This is a genomic window from Sporosarcina quadrami, assembly GCF_014836615.1.
GTDB classification, from domain to species: Bacteria; Bacillota; Bacilli; order Bacillales_A; family Planococcaceae; genus Sporosarcina; species Sporosarcina quadrami.
In genome coordinates, this window is record NZ_JACSQN010000003.1 from 84,063 (window position 1) to 109,331 (window position 25,269).

The 25,269-nt window shown below is 41.3% G+C and carries 30 protein-coding genes; 14 read left to right on the forward strand and 16 right to left on the reverse strand.

Annotation, left to right across the window (positions count from 1 at the left end):
- Positions 1–9: 9 nt before the first annotated feature.
- The 5 genes from pstA to H9649_RS04115 all read right to left on the reverse strand — a co-directional run bounded on the left by pstA (position 10) and on the right by H9649_RS04115 (position 4,615).
- A complete protein-coding gene (pstA, locus tag H9649_RS04095) occupies positions 10–894 on the reverse strand; it encodes a phosphate ABC transporter permease PstA (protein ID WP_191693449.1) in 885 nt (294 codons plus the stop codon).
- Between the two features lies 1 nt (position 895).
- Positions 896–1,846: a phosphate ABC transporter permease subunit PstC gene (pstC, locus tag H9649_RS04100; RefSeq protein WP_191693450.1), complete on the reverse strand. Its 951-nt coding sequence runs from the start codon at positions 1,844–1,846 to the stop codon at positions 896–898.
- A 74-nt stretch (positions 1,847–1,920) separates the two neighbouring features.
- Positions 1,921–2,931: a PstS family phosphate ABC transporter substrate-binding protein gene (locus H9649_RS04105; RefSeq protein ID WP_191693451.1), complete on the reverse strand. Its 1,011-nt coding sequence runs from the start codon at positions 2,929–2,931 to the stop codon at positions 1,921–1,923.
- 177 nt (positions 2,932–3,108) lie between these two features.
- On the reverse strand, positions 3,109–3,927 hold the full coding sequence (pstB, locus tag H9649_RS04110) for a phosphate ABC transporter ATP-binding protein PstB (RefSeq protein WP_191693452.1): 819 nt from the start codon (positions 3,925–3,927) through the stop codon (positions 3,109–3,111).
- A 247-nt stretch (positions 3,928–4,174) separates the two neighbouring features.
- Entirely contained in the window at positions 4,175–4,615 is a 441-nt protein-coding gene (locus H9649_RS04115) for a YtoQ family protein (RefSeq protein ID WP_191693453.1), read from the reverse strand.
- 109 nt (positions 4,616–4,724) lie between these two features.
- On the opposite strand from H9649_RS04115, the gene H9649_RS04120 reads away from it, so the two are divergent.
- From H9649_RS04120 to H9649_RS04165, 10 genes are all read left to right on the forward strand, one after another.
- On the forward strand, positions 4,725–6,296 hold the full coding sequence (locus tag H9649_RS04120) for an amidohydrolase (protein WP_191693454.1): 1,572 nt from the start codon (positions 4,725–4,727) through the stop codon (positions 6,294–6,296).
- 82 nt (positions 6,297–6,378) lie between these two features.
- Positions 6,379–6,792, forward strand: a complete 414-nt coding sequence (locus H9649_RS04125) for a hypothetical protein (RefSeq protein ID WP_191693455.1) — start codon at positions 6,379–6,381, stop codon at positions 6,790–6,792.
- A 110-nt stretch (positions 6,793–6,902) separates the two neighbouring features.
- Complete coding sequence (locus tag H9649_RS04130; protein WP_191693456.1) at positions 6,903–7,940, forward strand: hypothetical protein; 1,038 nt, start codon at positions 6,903–6,905, stop codon at positions 7,938–7,940.
- Between the two features lie 99 nt (positions 7,941–8,039).
- Positions 8,040–8,222 carry a hypothetical protein gene (locus H9649_RS04135; protein ID WP_191693655.1) on the forward strand — a complete coding sequence of 61 codons (183 nt, stop codon included), beginning with the start codon at positions 8,040–8,042 and terminating at the stop codon, positions 8,220–8,222.
- 28 nt (positions 8,223–8,250) lie between these two features.
- On the forward strand, positions 8,251–8,439 hold the full coding sequence (locus H9649_RS04140; protein ID WP_191693457.1) for a hypothetical protein: 189 nt from the start codon (positions 8,251–8,253) through the stop codon (positions 8,437–8,439).
- An 82-nt stretch (positions 8,440–8,521) separates the two neighbouring features.
- Entirely contained in the window at positions 8,522–9,175 is a 654-nt protein-coding gene (locus H9649_RS04145) for a uridine kinase family protein (RefSeq protein WP_191693458.1), read from the forward strand.
- A 34-nt stretch (positions 9,176–9,209) separates the two neighbouring features.
- Entirely contained in the window at positions 9,210–9,725 is a 516-nt protein-coding gene (locus H9649_RS04150; RefSeq protein ID WP_191693459.1) for a GNAT family N-acetyltransferase, read from the forward strand.
- Positions 9,726–9,800: 75 nt separating this feature from the next.
- The gene (locus H9649_RS04155) at positions 9,801–10,634 is read left to right on the forward strand and encodes an alpha/beta fold hydrolase (protein WP_191693460.1); all 834 of its coding nucleotides are present in this window, start codon (positions 9,801–9,803) and stop codon (positions 10,632–10,634) included.
- A 97-nt stretch (positions 10,635–10,731) separates the two neighbouring features.
- Positions 10,732–11,193: a DinB family protein gene (locus tag H9649_RS04160; protein ID WP_191693642.1), complete on the forward strand. Its 462-nt coding sequence runs from the start codon at positions 10,732–10,734 to the stop codon at positions 11,191–11,193.
- A gap of 113 nt (positions 11,194–11,306) precedes the next feature.
- Positions 11,307–11,654: a thioredoxin family protein gene (locus H9649_RS04165; RefSeq protein ID WP_191693461.1), complete on the forward strand. Its 348-nt coding sequence runs from the start codon at positions 11,307–11,309 to the stop codon at positions 11,652–11,654.
- Positions 11,655–11,722: 68 nt separating this feature from the next.
- Here the strand turns inward: H9649_RS04165 and H9649_RS04170 are convergent, their stop codons facing one another.
- The 5 genes from H9649_RS04170 to H9649_RS04190 form a co-directional block, all read right to left on the reverse strand.
- The gene (locus tag H9649_RS04170) at positions 11,723–14,377 is read right to left on the reverse strand and encodes an MMPL family transporter (protein ID WP_191693462.1); all 2,655 of its coding nucleotides are present in this window, start codon (positions 14,375–14,377) and stop codon (positions 11,723–11,725) included.
- 3 nt (positions 14,378–14,380) lie between these two features.
- Positions 14,381–14,827, reverse strand: a complete 447-nt coding sequence (locus tag H9649_RS04175) for a MarR family winged helix-turn-helix transcriptional regulator (RefSeq protein WP_191693463.1) — start codon at positions 14,825–14,827, stop codon at positions 14,381–14,383.
- Positions 14,828–15,054: 227 nt separating this feature from the next.
- Complete coding sequence (locus H9649_RS04180) at positions 15,055–15,495, reverse strand: hypothetical protein (protein WP_191693464.1); 441 nt, start codon at positions 15,493–15,495, stop codon at positions 15,055–15,057.
- A 161-nt stretch (positions 15,496–15,656) separates the two neighbouring features.
- Positions 15,657–16,811 carry a S26 family signal peptidase gene (locus H9649_RS04185; RefSeq protein ID WP_191693465.1) on the reverse strand — a complete coding sequence of 385 codons (1,155 nt, stop codon included), beginning with the start codon at positions 16,809–16,811 and terminating at the stop codon, positions 15,657–15,659.
- A complete protein-coding gene (locus tag H9649_RS04190; RefSeq protein ID WP_225229660.1) occupies positions 16,795–17,304 on the reverse strand; it encodes an RNA polymerase sigma factor in 510 nt (169 codons plus the stop codon). The genes H9649_RS04185 and H9649_RS04190 overlap by 17 nt, the downstream gene beginning before the upstream one ends.
- Positions 17,305–17,401: 97 nt before the next feature.
- Here H9649_RS04190 and H9649_RS04195 point away from each other — a divergent pair, with 97 nt between their 5' ends.
- Positions 17,402–17,863: a DUF2691 family protein gene (locus H9649_RS04195; RefSeq protein ID WP_191693466.1), complete on the forward strand. Its 462-nt coding sequence runs from the start codon at positions 17,402–17,404 to the stop codon at positions 17,861–17,863.
- Positions 17,864–18,306: 443 nt separating this feature from the next.
- On the opposite strand, the gene H9649_RS04200 is transcribed toward H9649_RS04195, so the two are convergent.
- From H9649_RS04200 to H9649_RS04220, 5 genes are all read right to left on the reverse strand, one after another.
- Positions 18,307–19,884, reverse strand: coding sequence for a DUF4179 domain-containing protein (locus tag H9649_RS04200; RefSeq protein ID WP_191693644.1), 1,578 nt, complete (start codon positions 19,882–19,884; stop codon positions 18,307–18,309).
- Entirely contained in the window at positions 19,862–20,428 is a 567-nt protein-coding gene (locus H9649_RS04205; RefSeq protein WP_191693467.1) for an RNA polymerase sigma factor, read from the reverse strand. Before H9649_RS04205 ends, H9649_RS04200 begins: the two co-directional genes overlap by 23 nt.
- Before the next feature lie 283 nt (positions 20,429–20,711).
- Positions 20,712–20,918 carry a hypothetical protein gene (locus H9649_RS04210; RefSeq protein WP_191693468.1) on the reverse strand — a complete coding sequence of 69 codons (207 nt, stop codon included), beginning with the start codon at positions 20,916–20,918 and terminating at the stop codon, positions 20,712–20,714.
- Complete coding sequence (locus tag H9649_RS04215; protein ID WP_191693469.1) at positions 20,918–21,106, reverse strand: YvrJ family protein; 189 nt, start codon at positions 21,104–21,106, stop codon at positions 20,918–20,920. Before H9649_RS04215 ends, H9649_RS04210 begins: the two co-directional genes overlap by 1 nt.
- Complete coding sequence (locus tag H9649_RS04220) at positions 21,072–21,584, reverse strand: sigma-70 family RNA polymerase sigma factor (RefSeq protein WP_191693470.1); 513 nt, start codon at positions 21,582–21,584, stop codon at positions 21,072–21,074. Before H9649_RS04220 ends, H9649_RS04215 begins: the two co-directional genes overlap by 35 nt.
- A 352-nt stretch (positions 21,585–21,936) precedes the next feature.
- On the opposite strand from H9649_RS04220, the gene H9649_RS04225 reads away from it, so the two are divergent.
- Positions 21,937–23,052: an S-layer homology domain-containing protein gene (locus H9649_RS04225; protein WP_191693471.1), complete on the forward strand. Its 1,116-nt coding sequence runs from the start codon at positions 21,937–21,939 to the stop codon at positions 23,050–23,052.
- A gap of 94 nt (positions 23,053–23,146) precedes the next feature.
- On the opposite strand, the gene H9649_RS04230 is transcribed toward H9649_RS04225, so the two are convergent.
- On the reverse strand, positions 23,147–24,421 hold the full coding sequence (locus H9649_RS04230; RefSeq protein WP_191693472.1) for a hypothetical protein: 1,275 nt from the start codon (positions 24,419–24,421) through the stop codon (positions 23,147–23,149).
- Positions 24,422–24,570: 149 nt separating this feature from the next.
- On the opposite strand from H9649_RS04230, the gene H9649_RS04235 reads away from it, so the two are divergent.
- Positions 24,571–25,074 carry a class I SAM-dependent methyltransferase gene (locus H9649_RS04235; RefSeq protein ID WP_191693473.1) on the forward strand — a complete coding sequence of 168 codons (504 nt, stop codon included), beginning with the start codon at positions 24,571–24,573 and terminating at the stop codon, positions 25,072–25,074.
- The gene (locus H9649_RS04240; RefSeq protein ID WP_191693474.1) at positions 25,074–25,268 is read left to right on the forward strand and encodes a YwbE family protein; all 195 of its coding nucleotides are present in this window, start codon (positions 25,074–25,076) and stop codon (positions 25,266–25,268) included. Before H9649_RS04235 ends, H9649_RS04240 begins: the two co-directional genes overlap by 1 nt.
- Position 25,269 lies beyond the last annotated feature (1 nt).

Here is a 25,269-nt window from a genome sequence, read left to right on the forward strand (position 1 = left end):
TTTTGTTGTTTAGAAAACACGTTGGAATTTATTGCGTACAATAATGGCTGTCGCATTCAAGATGAATAACGTCACTAGAAGGACGATAATCGTAGCCGCTGCTAGATTCGCATATTCCGATACGAGTGAAGCATCAAGTGTCCAATAATAAATTTGCATTGGAAGTACCGTAAATCGATCCATTATACTTCCAGGGAAAGGGATGAGTAAAGCAGGAATACCGATGACGACAAGTGGTGCTGTTTCACCGATTGCCCGTGAAAGTGAAAGGATGGCCCCTGTTAAAATGCCGGGAAGAGCGGCTGGTAAAATAATGCGCTGAATCGTCTGCCATTTTGTTGCACCGACTCCGTAAGAAGCTTCGCTCAAATGAAACGGAATGGCGCGAATCGCTTCCTGACTGGCGACGATGACGATTGGCAAAATGAGTAAGGACATTGTTAATCCTCCAGCTAGAACAATATTGCCGAGGTTCAAAGTCCGAACGAAGACAGTCAATCCAAGGATTCCATAGACGATTGATGGAACGCCTGCTAAATTCGATATATTCGTTTGAATGAAACTGACGAGCTTACCCTTCTTTGCATACATTTCTAAGTAAATAGCAGTTCCTACACCGACAAACATCGTGACGGGAGCAACGACGAGCATAAGCCAGAAAGTACCAAGAATGGCACCCATAATACCTGCTCTTTCAGGTTGGGTTGATAGTTTTCCTGTTAAGAAGCCGAAGTTAATCGAGCCTATACCTTCTGTTACTACCCGCACAAGAAGGACGGCGAGGAAGAACAGTCCGAAAAAAGCGGATAACATGAAGATGAATTTAGAGATTTGATTCAACAGTAAACGGGTTTTCATATGGCGCAAACGTATCTGTTCAGTCTGCATATGCATATTAGTATTCCTCCCTGAATTTCTTGGAAACGGATCGTGCGAGCAGATTCATAATGAGTGTGAAAACGAAAAGTGTCATAGCAACTGCATACAAACTGTAATAGACCGTTGAGCCAGTGGCAGCGTCTCCGCCCGTAACTTCAACAATATAAGCTGTCATCGTTTGCATCGATTGCGTAATATCGAACGTGAAGTTCTTCGTGCTCCCGCTCGCGATCGTTACAATCATCGTTTCTCCGATTGCGCGCGATATACCAAGAACAAATGACGAGATTATGCCAGAAAGTGCGGCCGGGATGACTACGCGTCGTGTCACTTCAAGTTTCGTGGAACCTAAACCGTAAGCTCCTTCGCGCATTGCGTTCGGTACAGAACTCATCGCGTCTTCGGATAGGGACGCAATCATTGGGATTATCATGACACCCATGACAATTCCAGGGCTTAATATATTTGTCGCCTGAAGACTAGGGATGAGCTCTCGTAAAATAGGTGTAACGAATGTGAAAGCAAAAAAGCCGTAAACGATTGTTGGTACACCAGCTAATAGTTCAAGAAGTGGCTTAACGACTTTTCGTACTTTTAAAGAAGCATACTCGCTCAAGTAAATGGCGGCCATCAGTCCGATAGGGGCGGCGACCACCATGGCAATTAAAGATGAAGTGACTGTACCCATTAGTAATGGAAGAACGCCAAATTCAGGATTTTGGCTTAATGGTTTTAAGATAGTGCCTGTGAAAAAATCTAGAAACGGAACGCGTTTGAAGAATTCAACGGTCTCGGAAAGTAAAGTCCAGATAATACCTAGTGTCGTTAAGATTGACAGTGATGCAAGTAGCATGAGACCTATCGGGATAAGTCGTTCGGTCTTCCTGCGCAATGAATTACCACGCTGGTTTTCGTCAATTAACGATCGGATACTGACCTCTTTTGTTTTTGTGAATTCACTGTTCATCAGTCGAGAAACCCCTTCCGCAAAGTTGCAAGAGGATGAGAGCTGTCAGCAGCCTCATCCTCCAGCATGTTAAATTATTTTAGACCTTCCAAGAAGCTGATAACTTCCTGCACTTCAGTTTCTGGGATAGGTGCGAAGCCTGTTTCCCCTGCAAATTTATTAATATTGTTCATGACGTAAATAGCATAGTCGCGTACTTGTGGCTTTTCTTTTGCATGATTTACGTTCAAGTATGTGAAGACTGGACGAGTGAAGTCTGCATATGCACCGTCTTCAGCAATCGTGTCAAGCGCAGGTTCTACTGGACCGTTACCAAAATCAACGCCAACAGCTTGTAGCTTCTCTTGATTGTTCACGTAGTAGCCAAATCCGAAAAATGCGATACCGTTTTTGTCTTCAGCCACTAAGTTCACAAGTGTTGAATATTCTTGTTGCAAGTTTACATTGCTGTTCATATCCTGTTTGTCTAGAATTTTTTCATAGAAGAACTCATATGTTCCGTGATTTTCATTCGGTCCCATTGCATTGATTTTTTCATCTGGCCATTCTGGATTGATGTCAGACCACTTCTCAACATTACCGTCAGCGAGGAAGATACTAACCAATTGTTCTGGAGTCATTTCATTTGCCCAGTCATTGTCTTTATTAATAACAAATGTGAGACCATCGAGTGCGACTTTCAATTCTTTTACTTCAATACCAAGCTTGTCCGCTTCAGCAGCCTCTTCGTCTTTAATTTGACGGGAAGCGTCGTTGAAGTCCGTTCCGTTTTCAACGAGGAACTTCTTGAAGCCAGCACTTGTTCCTGCACGGCTCACTTCAACAGAAACGCCTTCTTGCTCGTTTATCATATATTCTTCAGCGAGGCGGGCCATTAATGGGTAAACCGTTCCAGATCCGTCGATAACTACACTGCCTTCAAGATCTTCAGTTTCCGTTTCTTGAGCTGCTGCTGTATTATTTTCAGGAGTCTTACTTGCTGCACTGTCATCTTTTTTCGTGTCGTCTGACTCTGTGCCGCATGCTGCGATAAGTGCTGTGAATGCTGCAATAATCATGAATAAAAGAAACTTGTTGACCTTCATGTAAAATTTCCTCCCCTAAGTGAATAATCATTTGGCATGAAAGGTTTTCCCCTTCACAATTACAGCATAATAGATGAATGTTAAGTGAGTGTTGTTTAAATGTAAAGGTTATGTAAAATGGTTTTTGACTTAAAAATAAAAGCGCTCGTGGAATAGTAAATTCCTAGAGCGCTTTTATTAACCGAATCGTCCGTTGACATAGTCGTCTGTCAGGGGGTCAGCAGGATTGTTAAATATAGTGGATGTTTGGTTGTGTTCGATGATTTCTCCGTTAAGGAAAAATGCAGTACGATCTGAAATACGAGCAGCCTGTTGCATATTATGAGTGACGATTGCGATTGTAACGTCGTTTTTAATGGAGCGAATAAGTTCTTCAATTTTATGGGTGGATACTGGATCGAGCGCGGATGTCGGTTCATCCATGAGAATCACTTCTGGGTCGATGGCGAGGCAACGGGCAATGCATAATCGTTGTTGTTGGCCCCCTGACAGACTATATGCACTCTTATGCAAACGGTCTTTCACTTCATCCCATAGTGCTGCTTTTTTAAGACTTTCTTCGACAATCATTTCAAGCATCGCTTTGTTACGGATGCCGTGTACTTTCGGACCATAGGCGACATTTTCAAAAATCGACTTTGGGAAAGGATTCGGCTTTTGGAAAACCATTCCGACTTTGGAGCGAAGTATTTCAACAGGCATGGATTTGCCAAGTATGTTATTTCCTTTGAATGTAACATTACCGGAAATGGTGACGTCCGCTGCGGTTTCGACCATTCGATTGAGCGTCTTAAGGAATGTGGATTTTCCGCAACCGGATGGTCCGATGATGGCGGTGACTTCTCGTTCGTTTATGGAGAGTTCGATATTTTTTAGCGCGTGCGATGTACCATACCAAAGATTGAGTCCGTTCGTTTCATAGATCGGTTTCGTCCAATTCTCATTGCGAACAACGGAAAATGAATTTTCTTTTATGCGTTCTTTCAAGACAGTCATATGGAAATCCTCCTAATGGTGGTGAGGCTTTTCTCTAGTATAGGGGTGGATTGTTGAGGGAGTATGAAGGGAATGTAAAGGTTTTGTTAAGGGGGAGGTTATGGACTTTTAGAAAGACTTATGGACTTTTAGCGGCATTTATGGACATCTAGATAGGTTTATGGACTTTTAGGAGGATGTATGGACTTTTATAGAAAGACTGATCGCCAATTAAAAAGGCTATCCACTTTCAAGGATAGCCTGATGTTCATTCGAAAATATAATGGAGTGCTTTGACGGCTTGGTCGACGTTTTCGACGGTCGCATGTGCTTTTCGTGACAGTTCTTTCAATGCATGATGATGCTGCTCAGAACGGATGAGGATGAGTGGCTTGCCAAAAGCGACGGCTGCGCTTGCGTCCATCGCTGTGTTCCATTGCTTGTACTGATCGCCGAAGAGAGCGATGACAAGGTCGGCTTTTTTCATTAGAAGTTCGGTGCGCAAATTGTTGAAGTTTGAGGCAGCGGCATCTTTGAAGATGGCATTCGGCTGCTTACCTAAAATCTCCTCGCCGATATTGTCGGAACGGTCGTGGTTTTCCATCGGGCCGACGAAGTCAATCGGCAATTTCAATGCGGCCACCTTCTGTTTTACTTCTTCGCGCCATTCGGTATGGATCTCTCCTGCAAGATAAACGGTTAGTCTCATATATAATCCCTCCTACAATCGATACTAACAGTATAGCATTCTTGCACTACGGGATTGCCCATTGTTGCTTGAAAGTTTAGAATAGGAGATAAGAAGAGGGGGAGTCGGGATGAAAACACTTTGGCATAATGGAACACTATATACAATGGATCGAGAAGGAGAAACAGTTGAGGCGCTGTTGACGGAGGATGGCAAGATTGTAGATGTCGGTCTATATGAAGAGTTGAAGGGCCAAGCCGATGAGGCGATTGACCTTAAAGGAGCAGTATTGTATCCCGGCTTCATCGATAATCATATGCATATGATCGGACACGGGCAGAAATTGCTGAGTCTGGATTTATCAAAGGCGAAGTCGTCTAAAGAGATGATGGACATGCTCGTGAATGCATATCCTGGGTTAAGTGAAGACGAATGGTTCATTGGTGAAGGGTGGAATGAAAACAATTTCCTGGATCAGAAAATCTTCACGCGTCATGAACTTGATAAGATTACAAATTCACCAATGGTTCTAAAACGCGCGTGCAGGCATGCAGCGATTGCGAATACGAGAGCATTAGAGTTGGCGGGCATCACAAAAGATACACCCGATCCGGGAGATGGCGTCATTGTCCGAGATGAAAATGGTGAACCGACAGGCTATTTGAAAGAAGGACCGATGGATCGGTTGTTGCAACTCATCCCGGAGCCAACTGAAGCGATGTTAACTGAAGCATTGGAGAAATCCGTAGATGACTTGCTGTCATTAGGCTTAACGGGAGCAGTGACGGATGACCTTGGTTATTATGGAGACTATGACAATCCGTTGCAAGCGTTTAAAAATGTCATTGGAGAAGGCAAAAAGAAATTCCGTGCGCATTTATTGAGAAGGTCGACCGTTTTTACGAAATTGATGGATGAAAAAGCGACGTATGACGAGCCATGGATTGACCCAGGTGAGATGAAGTTCTTCATTGACGGAGCACTTGGTGCACGGACTGCATTATTAAGTGAACCATATACCGATGCGCCTGAAACGTCAGGCAATGCGGTTGTAACAGATGAAGAAATCGATGCGCTTGTGGCGATCGCTCGAAAGCATGGAGAAGCTGTCGCCATCCATCTAATCGGGGATTTAGCCGTGGAAAAAGCATTGGATGCAATCGAAAAGCATCCGGTACCAGAAGGAAAGCGCGATCGGCTAATTCATGTGAACGTGCTACATGATGATTTAGTGGAACGGATGAAGAAACTGCCAGTCGTTCTCGATATCCAGCCGGCATTTGTCCCGTCCGATTTCCCATGGGTAATGGACCGACTGGGAGAAAGTCGTCTCGACTGGGCATATGCATGGAAACGGCTATTAGATGAAGGGTTCATTTGCGGGGCAGGATCGGACGCGCCGATTGAAGAAGTTGATCCGCTACTCGGCATTTACGCGGCTGTTACGCGCAGAAAACCTGGCGAGACACATGAAGGCTATTTGCCGAAAGAGAAGCTCAGCCGCTTTGAAGCAGTCGGTTTATTCACAACAGGAAGTGCTGCGACAATCAACAAAGCAGATTCACGCGGAAAATTAAAAGTTGGTTTTGATGCAGACTTCACGGTGCTGGATAAGGATTTGTTTCAAGTGGAAGAAGAGGAAATCTTGGCTGCAGACGTTATCATGACGATTGTAGCAGGAGATGTTATGTACCAATTGTAAAGGCCTTTTCGATGTGCGGCTTAAAATTAATTCTGAATTTACGACCTAGTTGTTTCTTGCACACATAAAGGGGGATTGAAGCATGAGTGAGTTTGAATACATTACTTTTTCGCGTTTGTATTTCGACGAATCAATCGAGTTTTTCTTTATCCAAGGTGTTGATAACTATGAAAACTTCACATTATGGTGGGATGGAAGATCGTATAAGGTAGTCGGGTATCTTGTTTCTTACGTTGATGTCATTGAGAATGAGCAAAAGAATATTATTTATCTAATAGAAAAAGAAGGTCGTACTTTTGACTGGATTATTAAACATACTCGAAAGTTTATTGAAAATATGAGTACATCCGGCCGATTGACCGAATGGGAAGATGCAGAAATCATCATGACGGATATCATTGGCGATTCTGTTCTACCACCTTTTACGGATTTTGTAAAAGAAGTCATTCAGCATGAAGTCCCTCAAGCAATCTTGGATAAGATAGAAGAGAAATAGGAAACGGGCCAGGGAGGTGTGATGTGAAGGTATCTGTGTGATGCAAAACATAGAATTATAATAAATTGTACTTAAGTTGTAAAGATACCGGAATAGAAGGAGGTTGGAAAGTGAGGAGACTTTTACTCGTCGTTGTGTGTGGAGCAGTAATCCTTGGTGGATGCACAAACAAGTCGAATGGGGACCAGTCAAATACTGATCAGACAGAAGAGATTGCGGATTTAAAAAAGCAAGTTGAACAACTGTCATTGGAAAAAGATGCTCTGGCACAAACGGTGGAAGAACAGAAGAGAGCGCTTGAATCTACGGAAGTTGCAACACCATCAGAGCCACAGAGCGATGTGAATAATGACTCTGGTTTAATTAAAGCATCAGCGATTGAAAAGTATCCTCAAACGCTTTATAAGGAAATGAAGTTGGACATCAATGGAGACGGTCAGGAAGAAAGTATCGAGTTGTATGTGAATGCAGGGAAAATGGATGATGGTCAATTTGCTTGGGATGACGGGCAGAACTGGTTGCTTGTTGTGAAAGACGGGGAGAAAACATATCCACTTTTCGATCGCTATGTTCAGATGGGAACAATCGATTTCAGTACGGCAATATTTGACAGAAAACCGGGAATAGTCATGTTCATGCAGCAGCATGGAGATCGAGTTGCGCAGAAATTCATGTACGATGAAAATGAAAAGGGATTTGTGCTAGAAACCTTTTATAAAAAAGAGAATACGCAGGATCACTACAATCAGTCTGCCTCATTCGCTTTTTTTGAGGAAGCACAGCAGATGATGAATACAGTTTTTACAACTGAGCTGGAAACTGTGCTAGAAGCCGGAGAGGATGTTCTTCAGGATTCAGAGAAGAGAAGAGCAATCATTGAGCCGATCTATGCAGATGTGGAAAATGCACAGCGAAAGCTGGACATAGTTGGTGAACTGAATCCTCAGCTGATGATTTCTCTGGATAACGTGGCTAGTATTCTGTATCTAATGTCTAACAATACGCCGACAGATGAGCAAATGGAACAGCTGAAGTCAATCGTAAATGTGTTTAAGGAAATTGGAAATGATGAATGGGTCGATAAACAAGGGAATCGACTATATCCTGAAGTAGCAGAAAAACTTAAGACAATAGGATTTGATTCGTAAAATCTCGTGATATGGTTTGTGGCAACAGTTTTTAGCTGTTGCCCTATTTCATATTTATAGCGTGTGAGAAATGCGTGTAAGTATCGGAGGAGGATAAACGTGGAAATCGTACTATGGTTGTTTGCTATGGTTGTTTTATATTTTGTAATCTATGCTGCGGTGAAGGATGCAATCGACAGGTCTGAGGTCGGGAAGATAATTATAAAAAGGTATGGTAAGAAGAAAAAGAAAGAGGAAGTCAGTGATGAAGAAATTGAAAAGGAATTCGATGACCGGTTTTAGAAATTGATAGGTGAAGGGTTGGAACATCATGGAGATGCTATTCCCATTTGTGCTGTTGCCGGGTTTAGGAGTTCTTTGGACGTTGAATTTAATGACGTTTATTGAAAGACTGCATAAAGGCAAAGACACGCATAATCAAAAAGTTCTTGGCGGATTTTGGACAATTTTGTTCTTAGTTGTTCTGTTCTACTGTTTTATAATGGTAGCGGGTTACTAGAGGACAGGGTATAAGTTGCCTGTGTGATATAGAACAGTAGTTGAGTTGTTTCTCACGTGGCATCAAGTAAAAGGGGATAGTTATGAAAAAGCTATTACAAGAAATTATAAAATGGGTCGATACGAATAACAATCAAATTATTATTGGTATTTCAGGACATGGGGCTGCCGGAAAAACTACATTTGCCAATGAACTCATAAATTTATTCAATCAAAATGAAGTGAATTATTTCAATACGGATCCATATATTGTTAGTTCTGAAATCCGGAAGCATTCAATTATTAAGTATACATACCAAAACGAAAACCATCGTTATAAAATGACGGCTTGCCATCCATCAGCACATCATTTACTTTCTTTAGAAAGAGATGTTCGGATGGTTAAAGCTGGTTTAGATTTATATACGGTAAGTTGGGATTATGCGGACAGTACGTTAATTTCCTCGAAAAAGAAAATAACGATTATAGAAGGAATGAGTGTTGCATTTATTAATCCTAATTTATTTGATTTGAAAATATACTTTTATACGGATGGAGAAACAGAATTTAAGCGAAGATCGAGACGTGATGTCATTGAAAGGGGTACTGATATTAACTACTTAAAGCAATCGCATAAAGAACGTCGAATTCAATATGACGTGTTTATGCATAAAAACAGTCAGCATTTCGATGTTATTGTGAAAACTATTGATGAAGACATATGTATCGAAAAATCGTTTAAATTTGGAAACGAATAATGCAGTATTAAAAATTGATTGGCGGGTTGTATGCATGGGTATTTTCATTAAAAAGTTGCAAGACGCGGATGCGGAAGATTTGTATAAGTTTGAGCTTGGAAACAGAGCCTTTTTCGAAGAAATGGTACCTACGCGCGGAGATGACTATTATGAGCCTGAGATTTTTAAAATTAGGCATGAAAGCTTACTTGAAGAACAGGCTGAAGGGCTTTCATGTTTTTATTTGATTAAAGATGAAGATGGTTCTATTCTAGGTAGGATTAATGTAGTTGATATGGATGAATCCCGTGAAACCGCTCATCTAGGCTATAGAATAGGACAGCTACATACTGGAAAAGGTGTTGCTAAAAAAGCATTGAAATTAGTATTGGAAACAGTAATAGAACGAGGTATTAAACAAGTTTTAGCGAAAACAACAACCAATAATATAGCCTCCCAAAAAGTTTTAGAGAGAAGTGGATTTACGCGTATAGAAACCAGTGATGAAGAATTTGAAATGAATGGGCAGAAGGTGAAATTCGTTACCTATTTTTGGACCAGTAATGCGTAAGTAACTTGAGCACTTTGTAGATTAATAAGAGGGATCGGACGGAATAACAGTATAAAAAGAAAGTGGGAAGACCTTATGTGGCAGAAGAGATTTGTTGAAACCGAGCGGGGAACATTTGAAGTTTTTGTTTCAGGAAGTGGAGAACCGTTGTGTGTAACTCATTTATACAGTACTTTTGACGAAAGGGGAAACACGTTTGCAAATCCATTCACCTCACATTATCAAGTGTATTTGGTGAATCTTCGTGATTGTGGTAATTCTGTTACCTCGGAAGATCAAAGTCAATATAGTATGAATGAATCAGTAAATGACTTAGAGGCTATACGTATCGCATTGGGATTTAAAAAATGGGGATTTGCTGGACATTCAACAGGTGGAATGCTTGCTTTGAAATATGCTATTTTAGCGCCTAACTCTTTAACGAAAATTATTGCAGGGGGAGCTGCCGCTAGTAAGGAGTATAGTTCAGATCCAGGTTCGATCTATTGTCAGGAGAACCCTAAATTCCCACGAATAATAGAGATTATGAATCAATTAAATGATTCATCCACCCCTATGGAAATTCGGAGAGAACTAGGTAACGAATGGGCAGAGATGTCTTATTATTCAAAAGAAAAACTATTGAAAGCTATGAAAATGCCTAATAGCGGAAAGACAGTTGGACCGCGATTGGACTATTTTAGAAAGGTTGAAATCGGAACATATGATTTGAGAGAAGACTTGGCTCGCGTAACGGTACCAAGCCATATTTATGCAGGCAGATACGATGCTCAATGTCCGTATAAATACGGCGTAGAGATTGCTGAAATAATGCCTAATGCCAAGCTGACAACATTTGAGCAAAGCAACCATAATCCTTTTGTGGAAGAACAAGAAGAATTTATGCATTTTGTAACGTCAACATTGTAAAAGACAAAGCTAGGAGGAAGATATCGTGGAAAATGAAAATCTATTGTTAATTGACAAAAAAGAAGGGTTAAGTTTGGAATTCAGCAAGCTCGTATCTATGATGGCGTACACAAGAGAGACGACGCTCGCGGAAGTGCGGGAATTATCGGTGGAGCAATTGGATTTCTTGGTACACGCGCAAGCGAATTCAATCGGTATGCTGCTTGCGCATATGGTGTCTGTTGAAAAGGCTTATCAAATTGCTACGTTTGAAAACCGTGATTTTACGGAAGAGGATATAGCAATGTTGAATCCAGCACTAGAACTTGGCAAGGCGGCACAGGAGCAAATCCAAGGCAATCCTGTCGAGTTCTACTTGGAGGAATTAGAGCAAACAAGACAAATGACAATTGAGAAGTTCCGAACGTTGCAGGACTCGTGGTTGTTCGAGCAATCTCCATTTTGGGATGGAGAGCAGACAAATAACTATTTTAAGTGGTTCCACGTATTTGAGGATGAATTGAGCCACCGCGGACAAATAAGAATGATTAAGAAAATGATGGAGATTTCCGGCGAATAAAGTAGAACCTTGCGTACGTATCATGCATTGGATTTATTCATATAAGCCTACTTTTTTAAAGTAGTTCCGAATTGTTGTATAATACTTGTATTAGTGAAAGGAGATTGAGGATAATGACTACTTATGAAGAAAACGTAGCAAGTTTTGAAAGAATCGACTCCGCAAAAGCAGAAGAATTGGTAAATGGGGAAGCTGAAGCTGTCATTTATGTCGGCAAAAGTGTCTGTCCTTTTTGCCAGGCATTCGTTAAAAAGCTAGATAAAGTAGCAAAAGAAACGGCTACTACTATTTATCACGTCAATAGTGTTGAAGAATCTGATATGGAAGGTATTAAAGCTTTCCGTACGAAATATGACATCCCAACGGTTCCTGGTTTCATCTATACGAATGGTGAAACAGTAAACGTAAAATGCGATTCTACGATGTCAGAAGAAGAAATCAAAGACTTTATGAATAAATAAAAATCACTCTACGCAAACAGAGCAAGAAGCCTATTCATCCGGCTACTTGCTCTGTTTTATTTATTTAGTTACCCTCTAAACGGCCACCAAACACCACGCCCGAAAGAGACGGTAATCGCGGGAATAAGCAATGGCAAGATGATTAGGCCATACAGCAATAATCCCGAAATGACGATTGTTGCGATTTGCATGAGGCTCAGTACGCCTGAAGGCATCATTGCACCGAACGTTCCTGCAAGGATGATCGCTGCTGTAATGATGACTGTCCCCATTTTCGCCATCGATGTCAATAACGCTTCGCGTACATTCAATCCACCGATGCTTTCTTCGCGGAAGCGATCGAGCAGGAAGATGGAGTAATCGACGCCGAGCGCAATGAGCATGATGAATCCGAAGAACGGAACTGCCCAGCTGATGCCGTCATAGCCAAGCCCATTGACGAAAATAAGCTCCGTAATAGCGATAGATGTATAATACGTCAACAGCAACGAGCCGATCATATAAAGCGGCATGATCGCTGAACGGAATAAGATGAGCAACACAATGAACAGCCCGACAAGCATGATTGTCACTGTGCGTGTGAAGTCCTTGGACGAGATATCATCCAAATCGGAGTTCATGACAGAAATGCCACTGAAGGCAAGTTCTGCATCTTCAAACGGAGTTCCGATGACGGAACGCTTGACGGAATCCTTGATTGCGTGAACGGTCGAAATTGCTTCACGTGAATACGGATCCTGATCTAAAATCACTTCCATAATGATTCCTGACTGGCCGTCGATCGTATAGCGGTCGAGAACAGGTTCGAACTCTTCTCCTTCAAGTGTTCCGGACGGGATGAAAAGCCCTGTGTCACGGACACTTGTGGAATCGCCCATCTCTTTCATCATGGCCACAAGTTCTGTCAGTCCTGCATTGATCTCACCGAGACCGCTTCCAGCAGCTTCGATACCGTCTGCAAGTTCATTCAAACCACCGGATAATGCACCAATCTGACCGCCCGAACCGTCTATCTGGTCAGCAGCACCATAAAGACCTCCGCTGATTTTCTTCAGTTCGCCTTGAAGGGCTTTCAATCCGCCTGCTGCCTGAGCTGCGGGCATCCCTTGTTGAAGTCCTCCTGCAATTTGAGCTAGCTGATCGTTGATGGCACCGATACCTCCAGCGGCTTGACGCAGTCCTGCACCGCCAGAAGAAGCTTCAGAATCAGAAGGTAATTGACTGGCCATTTCATCCAGACCGTCTTTCGCCTGGCCGAGACCATTCTGTACTTCTGTCAGTCCATCGATGGCATCACCAAGACCGTCAGCCATCAAAGTCATCTGATGATCCACGTAAAGGTCTTCAATCATATCACCTGTAGGGCGTGTCAAGGTACGGACACTTTTAACGCCTTCCACTTTTTCGAGATCCTTGCTGATTGACTCCAAATAGGCGACGTCGCGTTCATTCACAATCGGTCCGTCTTTCTTCAGAATCACTTGGACGGGCAATGAATCCCCTTCGCCGAACGCTTCGGATATCCGATTAAGTCCCATGACGGATTCTTTGCTTGCGTCAATTTCGTCGACCGTATTGAAGGAAATGTCATTGTCGTACGTCAACAGAAGCGGGATGGTGATAATCGCTACAACTAACATCGACAACAACGGACGCATGACGGACAATTTACCGAACGCTTTCCACATGCCACTGTCCTTATGCGAAGCAGCCCCTTTGGAAGGCCAGAACAATTTGTCTTTCAATAAAACCATGAACAACGGAACGACGGTAAACAGGATGAGCAGTAATACGGCGATCCCGACTGCAACTGCAACCGCCGATTTAAAGATCGGAAAGTCTGCAAACCCGATGGCGGCGAATCCGATGAAAACGGCTGCTGCACTGATGAACAATGTGCGGCCAGCAGTTTTGTACGTATTCACAATCGCATCTTCCACCGCGTGACCGGCTAATAATTCTTCCTTATAGCGGCTCAACAAAAGAATACAATAGTCGGTCCCCAGTCCGAATAGGATGGCGACAAGGAATATTTGCGTATAATTCGATACCGGGAAATCAAACCAATCGATGAAGAATGCTACAAATGATTGGCTCAGCAAATAACTCATACCGACTGCGATCAATGGAACGAACGGTGTTACGATAGAACGGAAAACGATGAGTAATAAGGCGAAGATCAAAACTACCGTAATAATTTCCGTCTTCTTCAATCCTTCTTGCGCACTATCATTTACATCATTGTTAATAATAGCTTCACCAGTCAGATAGATCGTCTGATCAGCAGGTAAGATATCTGCATGGATTTTATCCGCCAGTGCAATGATTTCTTCATGTGTGCCTTCGACAGTGATTGGCAGAAGTATCGTCATTTTATCTTCAGAGACAAGTTGCTTTTCCATGTCTTCACTTTCAAACGGATTCAGTACCTCTTTTACGGGACTTCCAATCGCCTTGATTTGATCAGCAGTTTCTGAAATCTCTTTGCGAAGACTATCATCTACAGGCTTATCGAGAGGATAAACGAGTGATAATGTATCTTCAGAAGCACCCGCTGCCTTCAGGATATCTGCGGCTTTCTGTGAATCAGCGGTATCAGGTAACTGGAAAGAACCCGCATCTTCCGCTTGTTTTGCAAGATCTGGAGCCAATATGAATAAACCGACAGTCATGATCAGCAGTCCAATGAAAATCGGCCATTTGAATTTTAATATGTTTCTCATCTGTTACATCCCCTTAAATTGAAGAATTGTTTTTAATTTGCGGAACGTCTCTACGAACGATTGAAGCTCGTGTTCATCGATTTGATCGCCGAACAGTTTAATGATGCTATCATATACGGCTTCACCGGATACTTTAAGGAGTTCTGCACCTGACTCCGTCAGCAATACGATTTTCGCCCGCTGATCGAGCGGATCACGGCTCGACTCGACAAGTCCCATCTGTTCAAGTTTTTTCAGACGTGTGGAAATCGCACTTTTATGTACCCCTTGGATCTCTGCTAGTTTACTGTTAGATAAAGGCCCTTGTGTCGCCAGGATTTTTAATACTTGAATCTGTTCAGGCGAGTACTCTTTCCAAATGTCTACATCGACGGATTTCATCACATGCTCCGTCCCGTAAATCATCACTTCCTCAAACAGCTCAACTGCTTCTTTTAATTGCTCTTTCAATATAGTAGACCCCCTCAACTAATATACATAGTTTAGGGGGTCTACTAAATAACGTCAATAGATAAGAGTAGAGATGAATCGCATCACTTCTTTATAAAGCTTGATAGTGAAGGGATAATAGAGATTATGACAATTTAATGACGATGTTTTCTAAAGAGGAATGGCAAAGAAGAGAGGAAATGAAACAGGAGCCATAAAGCCCTCAAAAGGCAAAATGACTCCTGATTTCATAACGCTGGGCTAGTTGTCCTGACGAACCGACGGATCATCCAGGCGACCACAAAACTGAACACAAGATGGCTGGCTGTCCAGTAGAACCAAGCCATGCCATCATCTGCGGCGGGCGGCTTGTCAGTGAGCAACGTCAAAAAGAATAATAGTCCGCTGCCCACGGTGTATATTAGGACGTAAGGCCATAAGTGATAGTGCCAATGAAAGAAGAACAGCACATAATAGAGTCCAATGACACTGACAATGCAGAAAACATAATGGAAAAAAATTCCGAACAGCACACTGTCTTGAAAGACATGGATGACAGGGAAGTAATCCACGTTATACAGCAGGACATACGCTTCATTCCCTGTCAGTATATGGACGAGAAGCATCAGTACAGCTAATACACTCCCGCTTACGATTCCAATGCCGATCAGCTGCATGAATGGCTTCATACGATTTCCTCCTCGGACTATAGATGCTTTTCTATTCCCAAAGCCGTCCGTCGTAAAACCGTCGGGTACTGCATGTGATAGAAATGTATTTGTAAGATAGGTTTCTTAACTTTTTGAGTAAGCGGGCAATGTCCGATCCGACGAGGGTTTTCGAGAAAAGATTATTCAGCAGTACCGGTAATGACTCCTTCAATCTCCCCGATCGGCAAAGGACCGTACTCACGGCTATCGTAACCTCGCCACCATTGATCCACGAGGATGAATACCGTATTTACTTCTACGTTTTCCGCTGGCATATCCATATTGAAGTATGCCCTTGTCGCTTGTTCATCCGCGATGGCGCTTGAGGGGGTCACTTCAAAGTACTCTTCTTCGCCAAAGCCGCGCGTTGTTGCTTTGCCGTAAAATGTATCAAGCATCTTACCATCGATAAACACTTGCCCGCCTTTAATTTCAACCGTTTCACCAGGTAAGCCAACGACTCTTCCAATATACATTTCAGGAACTGCCGGATTTTTAGCAATCACGGAAGATGGCATATGATAGTAAACGGCTTGGCCCCGTTTGACCTCGTTGAAATCAGTTGAAGCGACAAGATGCCCGTGCTCATGGGATTCGAAATCGTGATTTCCTCTATCCATCGAATCGGATCCCCATTCAATCAAAAATGTATGTTCATTTTGTGGTGCAATCTCCAAACGCTCGGGTGTTATGTCATCGGTAATCACTTCTGGGTTATCCAAATATGTGCGAGTTGAAAATTCTACTCCATCTTCACCCCTAAGTCTTCGTGGACCAAATTTCTCCAATGAGTATGTGAATCCTTGTGTGCCGTTCACTTTAATGGTAAACGTGTCGCCGTTTTGTTCAATTGTGTAATTTTCATACGTGCCAGGAGTTAAAAGAGGTTCCTTGATTTTATAACTACGCAAGTATGCTTCCTTATCCACTTTACCTGACATAAAACTTGAACCAAGGAAATTATCTTCAATCGTCAATGAAGTTCCATTGAATGATAAAACGTATCGTGTAGGACTCGTTTGACTCGTTTGTTCCAAAAGCATGCCATCCCATGAAGTCGTTACATTCGTTGTTCCTGACTCACCGATGTTGATATACAAGCCGATACCGACGGAGAATAAAACAATCAGTGAAACGATGGATGGCAGTAACGACTTCATATGGAACTTCCTTTTGAAAGGTTGCTGTTGGAAGAGTAGACGGCGTGCCTTCTCCTTTTGCACAGGAGTCGGTTGAAATGCATTTTTGAGATTTTCGAAACCCTGTTCCATATCTTCGTCAGATAAGCGTTTCATTCGAAAAACCACCTTTCTCCAGTTCTTTTTTGAATGCAACAAGTGCTCTCGATAAACTCATCTTCACTTTTCCATCTGACCAATTAAGGATAGCTGAAGCTTCTTTCGTCGAAAAACCTTGGATTTTCCGCAGAAGGATCACTTGCTGGTAACTTGGTTTCAATTGATGGAGCGCTTCGTAAAATTGCTGCTGCTGAGAATTCAAAAGGACAATTTCCTCTGAGGACCGTTCGTTCTTTGGCGTATAACCATGTAAGTCAAAGTAATACAAAACAGGATGCTTCTTTCTGAGATAACTGATAGTTGTTGTATAGGCAATGCGGAAAATCCAGGTTTTCACATGGGAGTCGCCCTTGAATGTATGTTCATTCCGGATGACTTTCATAAATGTCTCCTGGGACAGATCCTCGGCAGTATGGGGATCCTTCACAAGCATAAGGATGTAGCTAAAAACGGAATCATAATAATCACTAAACCATACTTGACTGGACAAATCGTTCACCTCACTTAGTAATAACTTAGACGCAATCTATGAAAATCGGTAACGGTTTTATAGTAAGATTAGGGGAAATCATTAGGAGGAAAGTAGAATGAGGGGAATCATGTTTCAAATAAGAAACGAATATGGCAAACAGTTGGCGGATCTCTTAGTGGATATCGTCGACCCGGCATGGGTGTGGTCCATCGATCCGGTCGAATCGTACAAGGTGGAAAATGATACCTTGGCCTATCCGCTCTTCTCGGATGTTATTATGGATGGTCAGGAGTTTTCAGAGTTAATTAACACGCATGTCTACTATCTCATATTTGCGGATTTGAAAGCTTTTCCAACGAGAGAAAGTATCGTTAAAGTAAAAAAAGATGAGGACTTCATGCGAAGTGAATGCCAGTTGGCTATTTTATTGATCGATTCTGTGTATACGCTGATTTTAGCTAAAGACGAAGAGGTGATCCGTAAACTCGGCGAATGTGCTAGGTCGAAAGAATTCACGGAAATTGAATATGTAACGGATGAGCAAGCGAGCGGAATGATGCTGACAGTTTGGGGATAGGGTTTTATAAGCGCCCGTTCCGTGGAGAAAAGGAGCCGCACGGTCACATAGAGCGGTTCTCTGTGCCCGTTCTCTGAAGAAAAGGAGCCGCACGGTCACATAGAGCGGTTCTCTGTGCCTGTGCTCTGAAGAAAAGAAGCCGTCCGGTCACATAGAGCGGTTCTCTGTGCCCGTTCTCTGAAGAAAAGAAGCCGCACGGTCACATAGAGCGGTTCTCTGTGCCCGTTCTCTGAAGAAAAGGAGCCGCGCGGTCACATAGAGCGGTCCTCTGTGCCCGTCCGCCGAAGAAAAGAAGCCGCGCGGTCACATAGAGCGGTCCTCTGTGCCCGTCCGCCGAAGAAAAAGGAGCCGTTACTCGTAATTACGCAATCATAACAACAAAAATAGAGCTATCACAGAATCAGGATCATTCAACTGATATCCACGACAGCTCTCTCTTTTATTTATTCACCCATCAATGGAACTTTCCATTGATTTTCGACAGGATAATAACTTCTCGTCGATACAAGATGCAATGTTAAATCCTCTGGAACTTCTTCTAATCCAATCAATTGTAAGTCGAATTTCGCTATATGACGCCCGTTCTCATCGGTTTCATTTAAAACAGAACCGCTATAAGTAGTAGGGTAACTATTTCCTTCTCCATCTACTGCAATCCAATCCCCGAAACTTGCATCAGGTGACTCCATACCACCTTTCAATTTAATGATGACTGATTTGTCTTCACCAAATAGAGGCTTTTTCACACTATGAACTGTTAATTGATTCCCTTTGAAGTCGAACACCACAGGATCTTTCTTAATGCTATCCGGTTTAAATGTCTTTGAAATATCCGTTGCTTCTGTTTTATATACGCCATCGAGTACAAAAGTTAGTTGGTTTTCATCTTTAGGTACAAAGGAGTTTACCCATTTAGTGCCTCCAGCTGCACCGATGTCTTCGCCCGATCCTTGCAACATGCCGGATGCTTCCGACTCTGTACGTTCAGTTGAATAAATCACTTTTCCGTCCTCGTTTTCAATATGGTACATAATTTCTGTACTATCACCAAGTACAAGTGAATTCATGATATTTTTACCGAATTTATCCTCCAACATAAGCTTCGCTGCCTCGAAATTCTGTTGTTCATCGTTAGTGAATTTCGTCTCAAAGTAGAGTGCTGCTGTAGAAGGCGCTGTTTGTAATTTTTTTAGTTGAACTTGAACTCCATGGTGAACAGATGTTGCATTTTTCAAGTCCACCATTTTTGTCAATTTGCGATTTTCCTGCAAATCAATCGGAACTTCCAATTTCCAGTTACCTTTTACCCCATTCATTTCGACTAAGTCAAACCGGATAGTTACATTCTCTGATTCACTATAATTATTCATGGAAAACTCAATGTTGCCGTAGTCGCTTCCTTCCTGCCAACTTGTTCCCCATTGACCTATTTCACGACCGTTTTGATCGGAGGCTGTAACGGTATTGCCAGACTCATGAAATTTTAAATCCGTATCCATCGGTTTGCCATTTTTATTCAAAATCTTATAAGAAAGCGAGACTCTTGAGGAGTCAGCGATGACGTCTTCCACGACAAACGTCAGTCCCTGATCTTCGACTTGCAAATCCACCCGTTGAATGAGACCGGCATCCGCAGCCATTTTCAGTCCATCATCGACTTGATCGGTTGAGAATAGACCACCGAGAAATTGGGCAAAGCTTGGGTTGACTGTTACTCCGATGCCAACTGCCAAAACGAGTCCTGCAGCTGAAACCGCAACACGCTTCCAAGTGGCATTGCGCCAAATTTTTTTTGGTTTCCTATAAGGCTCTACCTGTTCCAGAATTAAGTCAGTAAAGTTTTCTGGCAACAAGGGTGTTTGTAAAGTTTCTTCGATGAAGCGATTCTCTTCCTTAAAGGCATCTACGACTTTCGAACAAGACTTACAAGAATCCACATGCATTTCTATAGTATGTTGTTCCTCTTTCGATAACAGATTATCCGTAAACTGTGATAGTTTATCCACCGTTGGACAGTTCATGAAAATAGCCTCCTTCACGTTTCGTAGTTTCTCTCATTTTTTTCTTTGCCCGATGCAATTTATTACGCACGGTTGAAAGCGGAACGCCCATAATCTCGCTAATCTCCTCATAGTTCACTTCATTTATATAGCGCAGGAGAATAATCAAGCGTTCATCGTCTGGTAAAGTCGAAACTAATCGTTCCAACTGCCGTTTTTTCTCGTGTTTCAAAAAAATAATTTCTGGATGATTCGGATTGACCACTTTTTCTTCGTCTACTTCAATTTGCACCGTTGTATACTGCTTTTTCCGGAACTCATCCATACAATGATTGACGGCCACCCGGTAGAGCCAGCTTGAGAATGAACCGTCTGCTTTGTATTTATCAAGATTACGGTACACTTTGATGAATGCATCTTGTACGAAATCTTGTGCATCTTGTGGATTTCTAGTCATCCGCAAAACGGTCGCATACAGTTGATTTTTATATTTGTTGATAATGTTGGCATACGCTTCTTTATCGCCAGCTAACACTTGTTGAATCCACAGCTGTTCTTCTTCCATAGTAGCCTCCTTGCTAAAACGATCATGCGCATGGTTCGTTTTGTGTTTCATTTAGTATAACGGGTGGAGCGACTAGAAAATTTCAATGATGTGAATTTAATTTTCGTGGATAGGTTTTATTCGATAAGAATTACATCGGGTTCATATATTTTTTATTGTTAGATAATACTCTTAAGATCTATATACCGGAATTATCTGCTAACATTTCTCCGTTGGCTGTAATAGAAACGTTTCCGTTTTTCACAGCGCTTACAACGATGAGAAGGAAGAACAGTTACAACATCTATTCTTCCTTTACTCTTTTGAGATATTCAAAAAAACCTGGGACGCTACTATCAATTTTTCCTTCTTTTAATATTCGAATAATCTTTTCTTTCAAGTCTTGTTCAAGATCATCTTTATTATTCATACTAGTTTGAGATAAAGAAGCTACTATCTTAGGCTGTACTTTTTCGATGATAAATTCGATATCTTGTTCTCTTAAATCCATTATTTCTTCTCCTTAGAAGAAAGGATGATTGTTAATTTATTAATAGCAGTTTCTAACATCCCAATTTTTTTCTCAAACCGAATAAGAAGGTAAACGGCTACAGCTATGGGAAAACCTAAATTACTAATTAAATTCATCGACTCTTCATTCAATTTACGACATCCCCTTTCTAAGTTTGGATATTGCATTTTTTTTTGCTTTTGTTACAGCCTGCTGAGTAATACCAAGAATCACAGCAACTTCGGTGTCCTTCAAATTATCCACGTAAATACGATTCAGAAGCATTCGTTGCCTGTCAGTAAGGCTAAGAAAAAGACTATATAAAATAGGATCACTTATTACCTGTTCTAACTTTTCTCCAGGATACTCCTTGATTTCATGGTCTGTTATTAACTCAATATTTCTTTGACCACTCTCATTTTCTTGGTCTAAAGAGAGTTGGTATATTTTGTCTCTTTTTCTCTGTTTTTGGTCGAAATGTCTGCTTTCAAAATGAATCAGTTTAATAAAATAACTAATACAACGAATGATATAAAAATGTTTTTTAAAGTGGTGGTCCAACCTTTCTTTGTTTTCCTGTGTTGGATTTTTCATATATATCTTGTAAACATCTTTGTTTTCAGCGATACTCATAAAACTCTCTAAAATTCGATCATTTCCTTTCATGCTTCCACCCCTCTAACGTTGAATAATATAGATCATATGTTCGCTTTAAAGGTAAAAAAAATTAGTTGTTAAATATAAAGGGGAATTCCCCTGTAATTTAACAACCCAAAAGAAAATATATCTAATACTATTTGATTATACTATATAAACTACTTCTATTCCATATTTGGTAAAAATCTAATCGCTTATCTTCAATATTTTCATGACTTATTTGCTTTTAAACCTAATTTCAGGCCATTGAGTCCATTATTAAATAAATGTTATACGTTTTTTTATTTTCTTTTCGTCGCAAAGTTTTAACTCTGATAAGTATTCGTGTTAATATAAAAGAAAATCAGAAAGGAAGTAAAGTATGAAAAAAAATAAGTTATTTTTAGCAAGCCTAACAGCATTAATTGCGATCCCTTCAGTAATATATGCTATTCCCACAGATGATACTGGCGCTGTCAAAGCAAATAAAAGTACTTCACACGAGAAGATATTCATAGATGTGTCAAGCGAAAATCCTTATTTTGAAACCATTAATGAGATGTATAACTTGGGCTTTATTAGCGGTTACCCTGACGGTACATTTAAGCCAGCAGAAAATATTAGTCGTAAACATGTAGCTGTCTTATTAGCAAGAGTTTTACCGCTCGAACCAGTACGGCAAACAAAAGAGTTTAAGGACGTGCCAAAGACAAATCTTCATCATGATAGTATCCAAAAGGTTCAAAGGTCAGGAATCATGGATGGAGATGAGAATGGTAACTTCAATCCCGATGCTTCTTTGACTCGCGTACAAATGGCCAAAGTAATTGATTTAGCGTTTGATTTGGCCGTGAAATCAAACAAAGATTTTATTGACGTTCCTCCCACTCATTGGGGGAATGAACACGTAAGGGCTCTTTATTCCAACGGAGTCACTACTGGTTATGAAGGATATTTCAAGCCTAATGAGAAAGTTACTCGGGCTCATTACGCTGTATTTATTCACCGTGCTTTGAATCTTGGAAATGAGAATCAAGCTGCACCTGTCGATCCGCCTTTAGCAGAAAAAATTCCTGGGCAACTTGATTATTACTCGGAAGCCGAATTACGATATCAAATCCCTATGGCAATCACAATGTATACAATGGCACGTCAAAAAGTAACAATGGATAATCCTAACGTGGTTTCCGATAATGAAATCAGACTAAGAATAGATAATGACAAAGCAGGTCAGATTTCCAAAGAAAATCTTCTTTATTTAAAACGTTTTGTAGAAAGAGATTCGTATTTTGACGAAATTCTGGACAAATGGCTGGAAGGCGATTTTTCAGATATCGTTCAAGACTATATTCTTCTATTAGGTTTAGAAAGTGCTGATAATGTGGCTGGAGATCTTGAGCTATTCGTGCATGAACGTACAAAAAAAGCAGAAGAATATTACATTAAGGAAATCTTCGGAGAGGAAGCATTAAAACGACATAAAGAACAATATGAATAATTTATGTCTGTTGCACGTTTTTTTACAACAAAAACGTATCACTCAATATAAAAACCCAAGTCTTTGTCAAGAACTTGGGTTTTAAACTAAAGTTTTATTTTCCTTCAGTAATATGCGTAATACCTCGTTCAAGCAGTCCAGCAAAACCTGAAAGAATTCGATTAGCTGCAGCTGCATTCACTGTAGCAGGGTTCTTTGCATTCATACACGCTCTCATTGCTGAGACTCCATCTAATTTTTTCGCTTCACCCGAGAGAACAACTCTTCTATCCAGCGCAGCTAGGAAAGTGGTGTCGCCTACCCATGCTAAATTGTAAAGATAAGCACTAGGCTGGGCATGGTCGAGTAACTTTGTTGCGTCCTTTACATCGGAATTCTCAGTGATTAAGCTTGGAGAAGATCCTCTGTTCTCAGCGATCATTAATGATTTTGCTCGATCAATACTCGCTTTAGTAGAAGGCGTGCCCGCAAAATCAAAAGGCTCGTGAATCTCTTGAGCCTGAATCTTATCTAGAACCGAAGTATAGAATGCGGTTATTTGCTTGGCTTGGGTTAAATAATTTCCACCATTTGAAGGATTTTTCAAAGCCCCCGTCCCAGTGTGACCATGTGCGGCCAATGCTAATCCCATTCCGGTGTAGGCATTATATCCAGACGATCCGAACGGTTTTCTTACGTTACCTTTGCCTCCCATAGGGATAAAGGTGCGTAAACCATCTGTATAACTTTTTGTGTAACCATACCTTCCCACTACCGTATTAGAATAAGTTACAATTGCGCTTCGGTGAACTAATGAATTGTTGACTAAGTCTGAATAAGCACCTAAAGCGCCCGCGACTAGTGCTGGGATGTTAAGCGAAAACTTAGGAACAGCGTATGAATGTTCGTATTTATACGGCGCTGTATCGGTATTAACATCATCAATACAGAACTTATACAAATGTTCACCAAGAGCAACAAAAAGATATGCTGCGTTTACGTCCACAATTCTTTTCCCGGCAGTTGTTAAAGCATTATAAGTAGCTCCTTTTTTTATTAAAGCCAAGCCTAGCAAGACCATTCCATAGCCGGGATCTCCTAAGACATTTCCGTAAGTTAGTTTACTTTTGTCAAGCTGGCCACTGTCATTAAGTATGCTAAGAATTAGGCTTATTTCATTAGCAACTCTCAATTTTCGATTATTAGTATCAGTTGTTCTAGGATACAAAGCTGCTAAAAATTGAAGTTGCATTCCCATTCGTTGTAAACTAGTTGCATCATCAGGGTTTCTGGATCCAGTAATTTGGGTTAATGTTCCGTTGTAGTTATTCCCATTTACAAAATAAGTTTCAAACGCTGATTCAGATTCATTTAGAGTAAGTAGTGCCATTTTAAAATACCTCCATTTTTCATTTTTTGTCGACACCTTATAAAGGGGAATATAAATTTAAAAAACAACTTCTAATCGAAATATCAAACGAACATTTTAATTTACTTAGAAAAACAGCAATAACATAAAGGAAACAGGCAGCCATTACTTTGCACAATCAAATAAAAAAAGAAGCGATAGCTTCTCCTATAACAAAAGCTGTCGGGTTAGACGTGACTGCCTGGAATTATGCACAAGCAGGATTGGATAAAACCGTTCGATTGGCGGATGAAAAAGGAGTCACTGTCAAAACGGAACTTCGTGATTTGGCCGATGTAGACTGGGAAGCGGAACAATGGGATGCAAACATTCATATATTTGGCCATTTACCAGTAGATGTAATGGAACGGACATTCAACGGTATCGGGAAAGCGCTGAAACCAGGCGGCTACTATGTAAGCGAGTTATACACAAAAGAACAGCTTCGTTATGGAACAGGTGACCCACGCGTGGAATCAATGCTCGTCAATCCTGCTATGTTGCTCGAAGAATTTGACGGATATTTCATCAAGCACTTTCACGTTGGTGAAGTGAATCGCGAAGAAGGTCAGCTCCATACCGGTACAGCCCATGTAGTCCAAAGCATTTTTCAAAAGAGAGAGGAAGAGAAGTAATGGATGGTAAAAATAGAAGCGATGTAAAACCAGGTTTGAAAGTAGCAGTCATCTTAAAGAAGGATCAGCGGTCAGGTGTGAAAACAGAAGGTGTCGTCAAGGATTTATTGACAAACTCCAGCTTCCACCCGCACGGCATTAAAGTGCGACTAGAAGATGGACAAGTCGGCAGAGTGTGTGAAATTTTGCAGTAAC

Bases quoted from the DNA above. Each gene is read 5' to 3' on its own strand.
- pstA (WP_191693449.1), bottom strand. From the start codon at position 894: ATGCATATGCAGACTGAACAGATACGTTTGCGCCATATGAAAACCCGT.
- pstC (WP_191693450.1), bottom strand. From the start codon at position 1,846: ATGAACAGTGAATTCACAAAAACAAAAGAGGTCAGTATCCGATCGTTA.
- H9649_RS04105 (WP_191693451.1), bottom strand. From the start codon at position 2,931: ATGAAGGTCAACAAGTTTCTTTTATTCATGATTATTGCAGCATTCACA.
- pstB (WP_191693452.1), bottom strand. From the start codon at position 3,927: ATGACTGTCTTGAAAGAACGCATAAAAGAAAATTCATTTTCCGTTGTT.
- H9649_RS04115 (WP_191693453.1), bottom strand. From the start codon at position 4,615: ATGAGACTAACCGTTTATCTTGCAGGAGAGATCCATACCGAATGGCGC.
- H9649_RS04120 (WP_191693454.1), top strand. From the start codon at position 4,725: ATGAAAACACTTTGGCATAATGGAACACTATATACAATGGATCGAGAA.
- H9649_RS04125 (WP_191693455.1), top strand. From the start codon at position 6,379: ATGAGTGAGTTTGAATACATTACTTTTTCGCGTTTGTATTTCGACGAA.
- H9649_RS04140 (WP_191693457.1), top strand. From the start codon at position 8,251: ATGGAGATGCTATTCCCATTTGTGCTGTTGCCGGGTTTAGGAGTTCTT.
- H9649_RS04145 (WP_191693458.1), top strand. From the start codon at position 8,522: ATGAAAAAGCTATTACAAGAAATTATAAAATGGGTCGATACGAATAAC.
- H9649_RS04150 (WP_191693459.1), top strand. From the start codon at position 9,210: ATGGGTATTTTCATTAAAAAGTTGCAAGACGCGGATGCGGAAGATTTG.
- H9649_RS04155 (WP_191693460.1), top strand. From the start codon at position 9,801: ATGTGGCAGAAGAGATTTGTTGAAACCGAGCGGGGAACATTTGAAGTT.
- H9649_RS04160 (WP_191693642.1), top strand. From the start codon at position 10,732: ATGATGGCGTACACAAGAGAGACGACGCTCGCGGAAGTGCGGGAATTA.
- H9649_RS04165 (WP_191693461.1), top strand. From the start codon at position 11,307: ATGACTACTTATGAAGAAAACGTAGCAAGTTTTGAAAGAATCGACTCC.
- H9649_RS04170 (WP_191693462.1), bottom strand. From the start codon at position 14,377: ATGAGAAACATATTAAAATTCAAATGGCCGATTTTCATTGGACTGCTG.
- H9649_RS04180 (WP_191693464.1), bottom strand. From the start codon at position 15,495: ATGAAGCCATTCATGCAGCTGATCGGCATTGGAATCGTAAGCGGGAGT.
- H9649_RS04185 (WP_191693465.1), bottom strand. From the start codon at position 16,811: ATGAAACGCTTATCTGACGAAGATATGGAACAGGGTTTCGAAAATCTC.
- H9649_RS04195 (WP_191693466.1), top strand. From the start codon at position 17,402: ATGAGGGGAATCATGTTTCAAATAAGAAACGAATATGGCAAACAGTTG.
- H9649_RS04200 (WP_191693644.1), bottom strand. From the start codon at position 19,884: ATGAACTGTCCAACGGTGGATAAACTATCACAGTTTACGGATAATCTG.
- H9649_RS04205 (WP_191693467.1), bottom strand. From the start codon at position 20,428: ATGGAAGAAGAACAGCTGTGGATTCAACAAGTGTTAGCTGGCGATAAA.
- H9649_RS04210 (WP_191693468.1), bottom strand. From the start codon at position 20,918: ATGGATTTAAGAGAACAAGATATCGAATTTATCATCGAAAAAGTACAG.
- H9649_RS04215 (WP_191693469.1), bottom strand. From the start codon at position 21,106: ATGCAATATCCAAACTTAGAAAGGGGATGTCGTAAATTGAATGAAGAG.
- H9649_RS04220 (WP_191693470.1), bottom strand. From the start codon at position 21,584: ATGAAAGGAAATGATCGAATTTTAGAGAGTTTTATGAGTATCGCTGAA.
- H9649_RS04225 (WP_191693471.1), top strand. From the start codon at position 21,937: ATGAAAAAAAATAAGTTATTTTTAGCAAGCCTAACAGCATTAATTGCG.
- H9649_RS04230 (WP_191693472.1), bottom strand. From the start codon at position 24,421: ATGGCACTACTTACTCTAAATGAATCTGAATCAGCGTTTGAAACTTAT.
- H9649_RS04240 (WP_191693474.1), top strand. From the start codon at position 25,074: ATGGATGGTAAAAATAGAAGCGATGTAAAACCAGGTTTGAAAGTAGCA.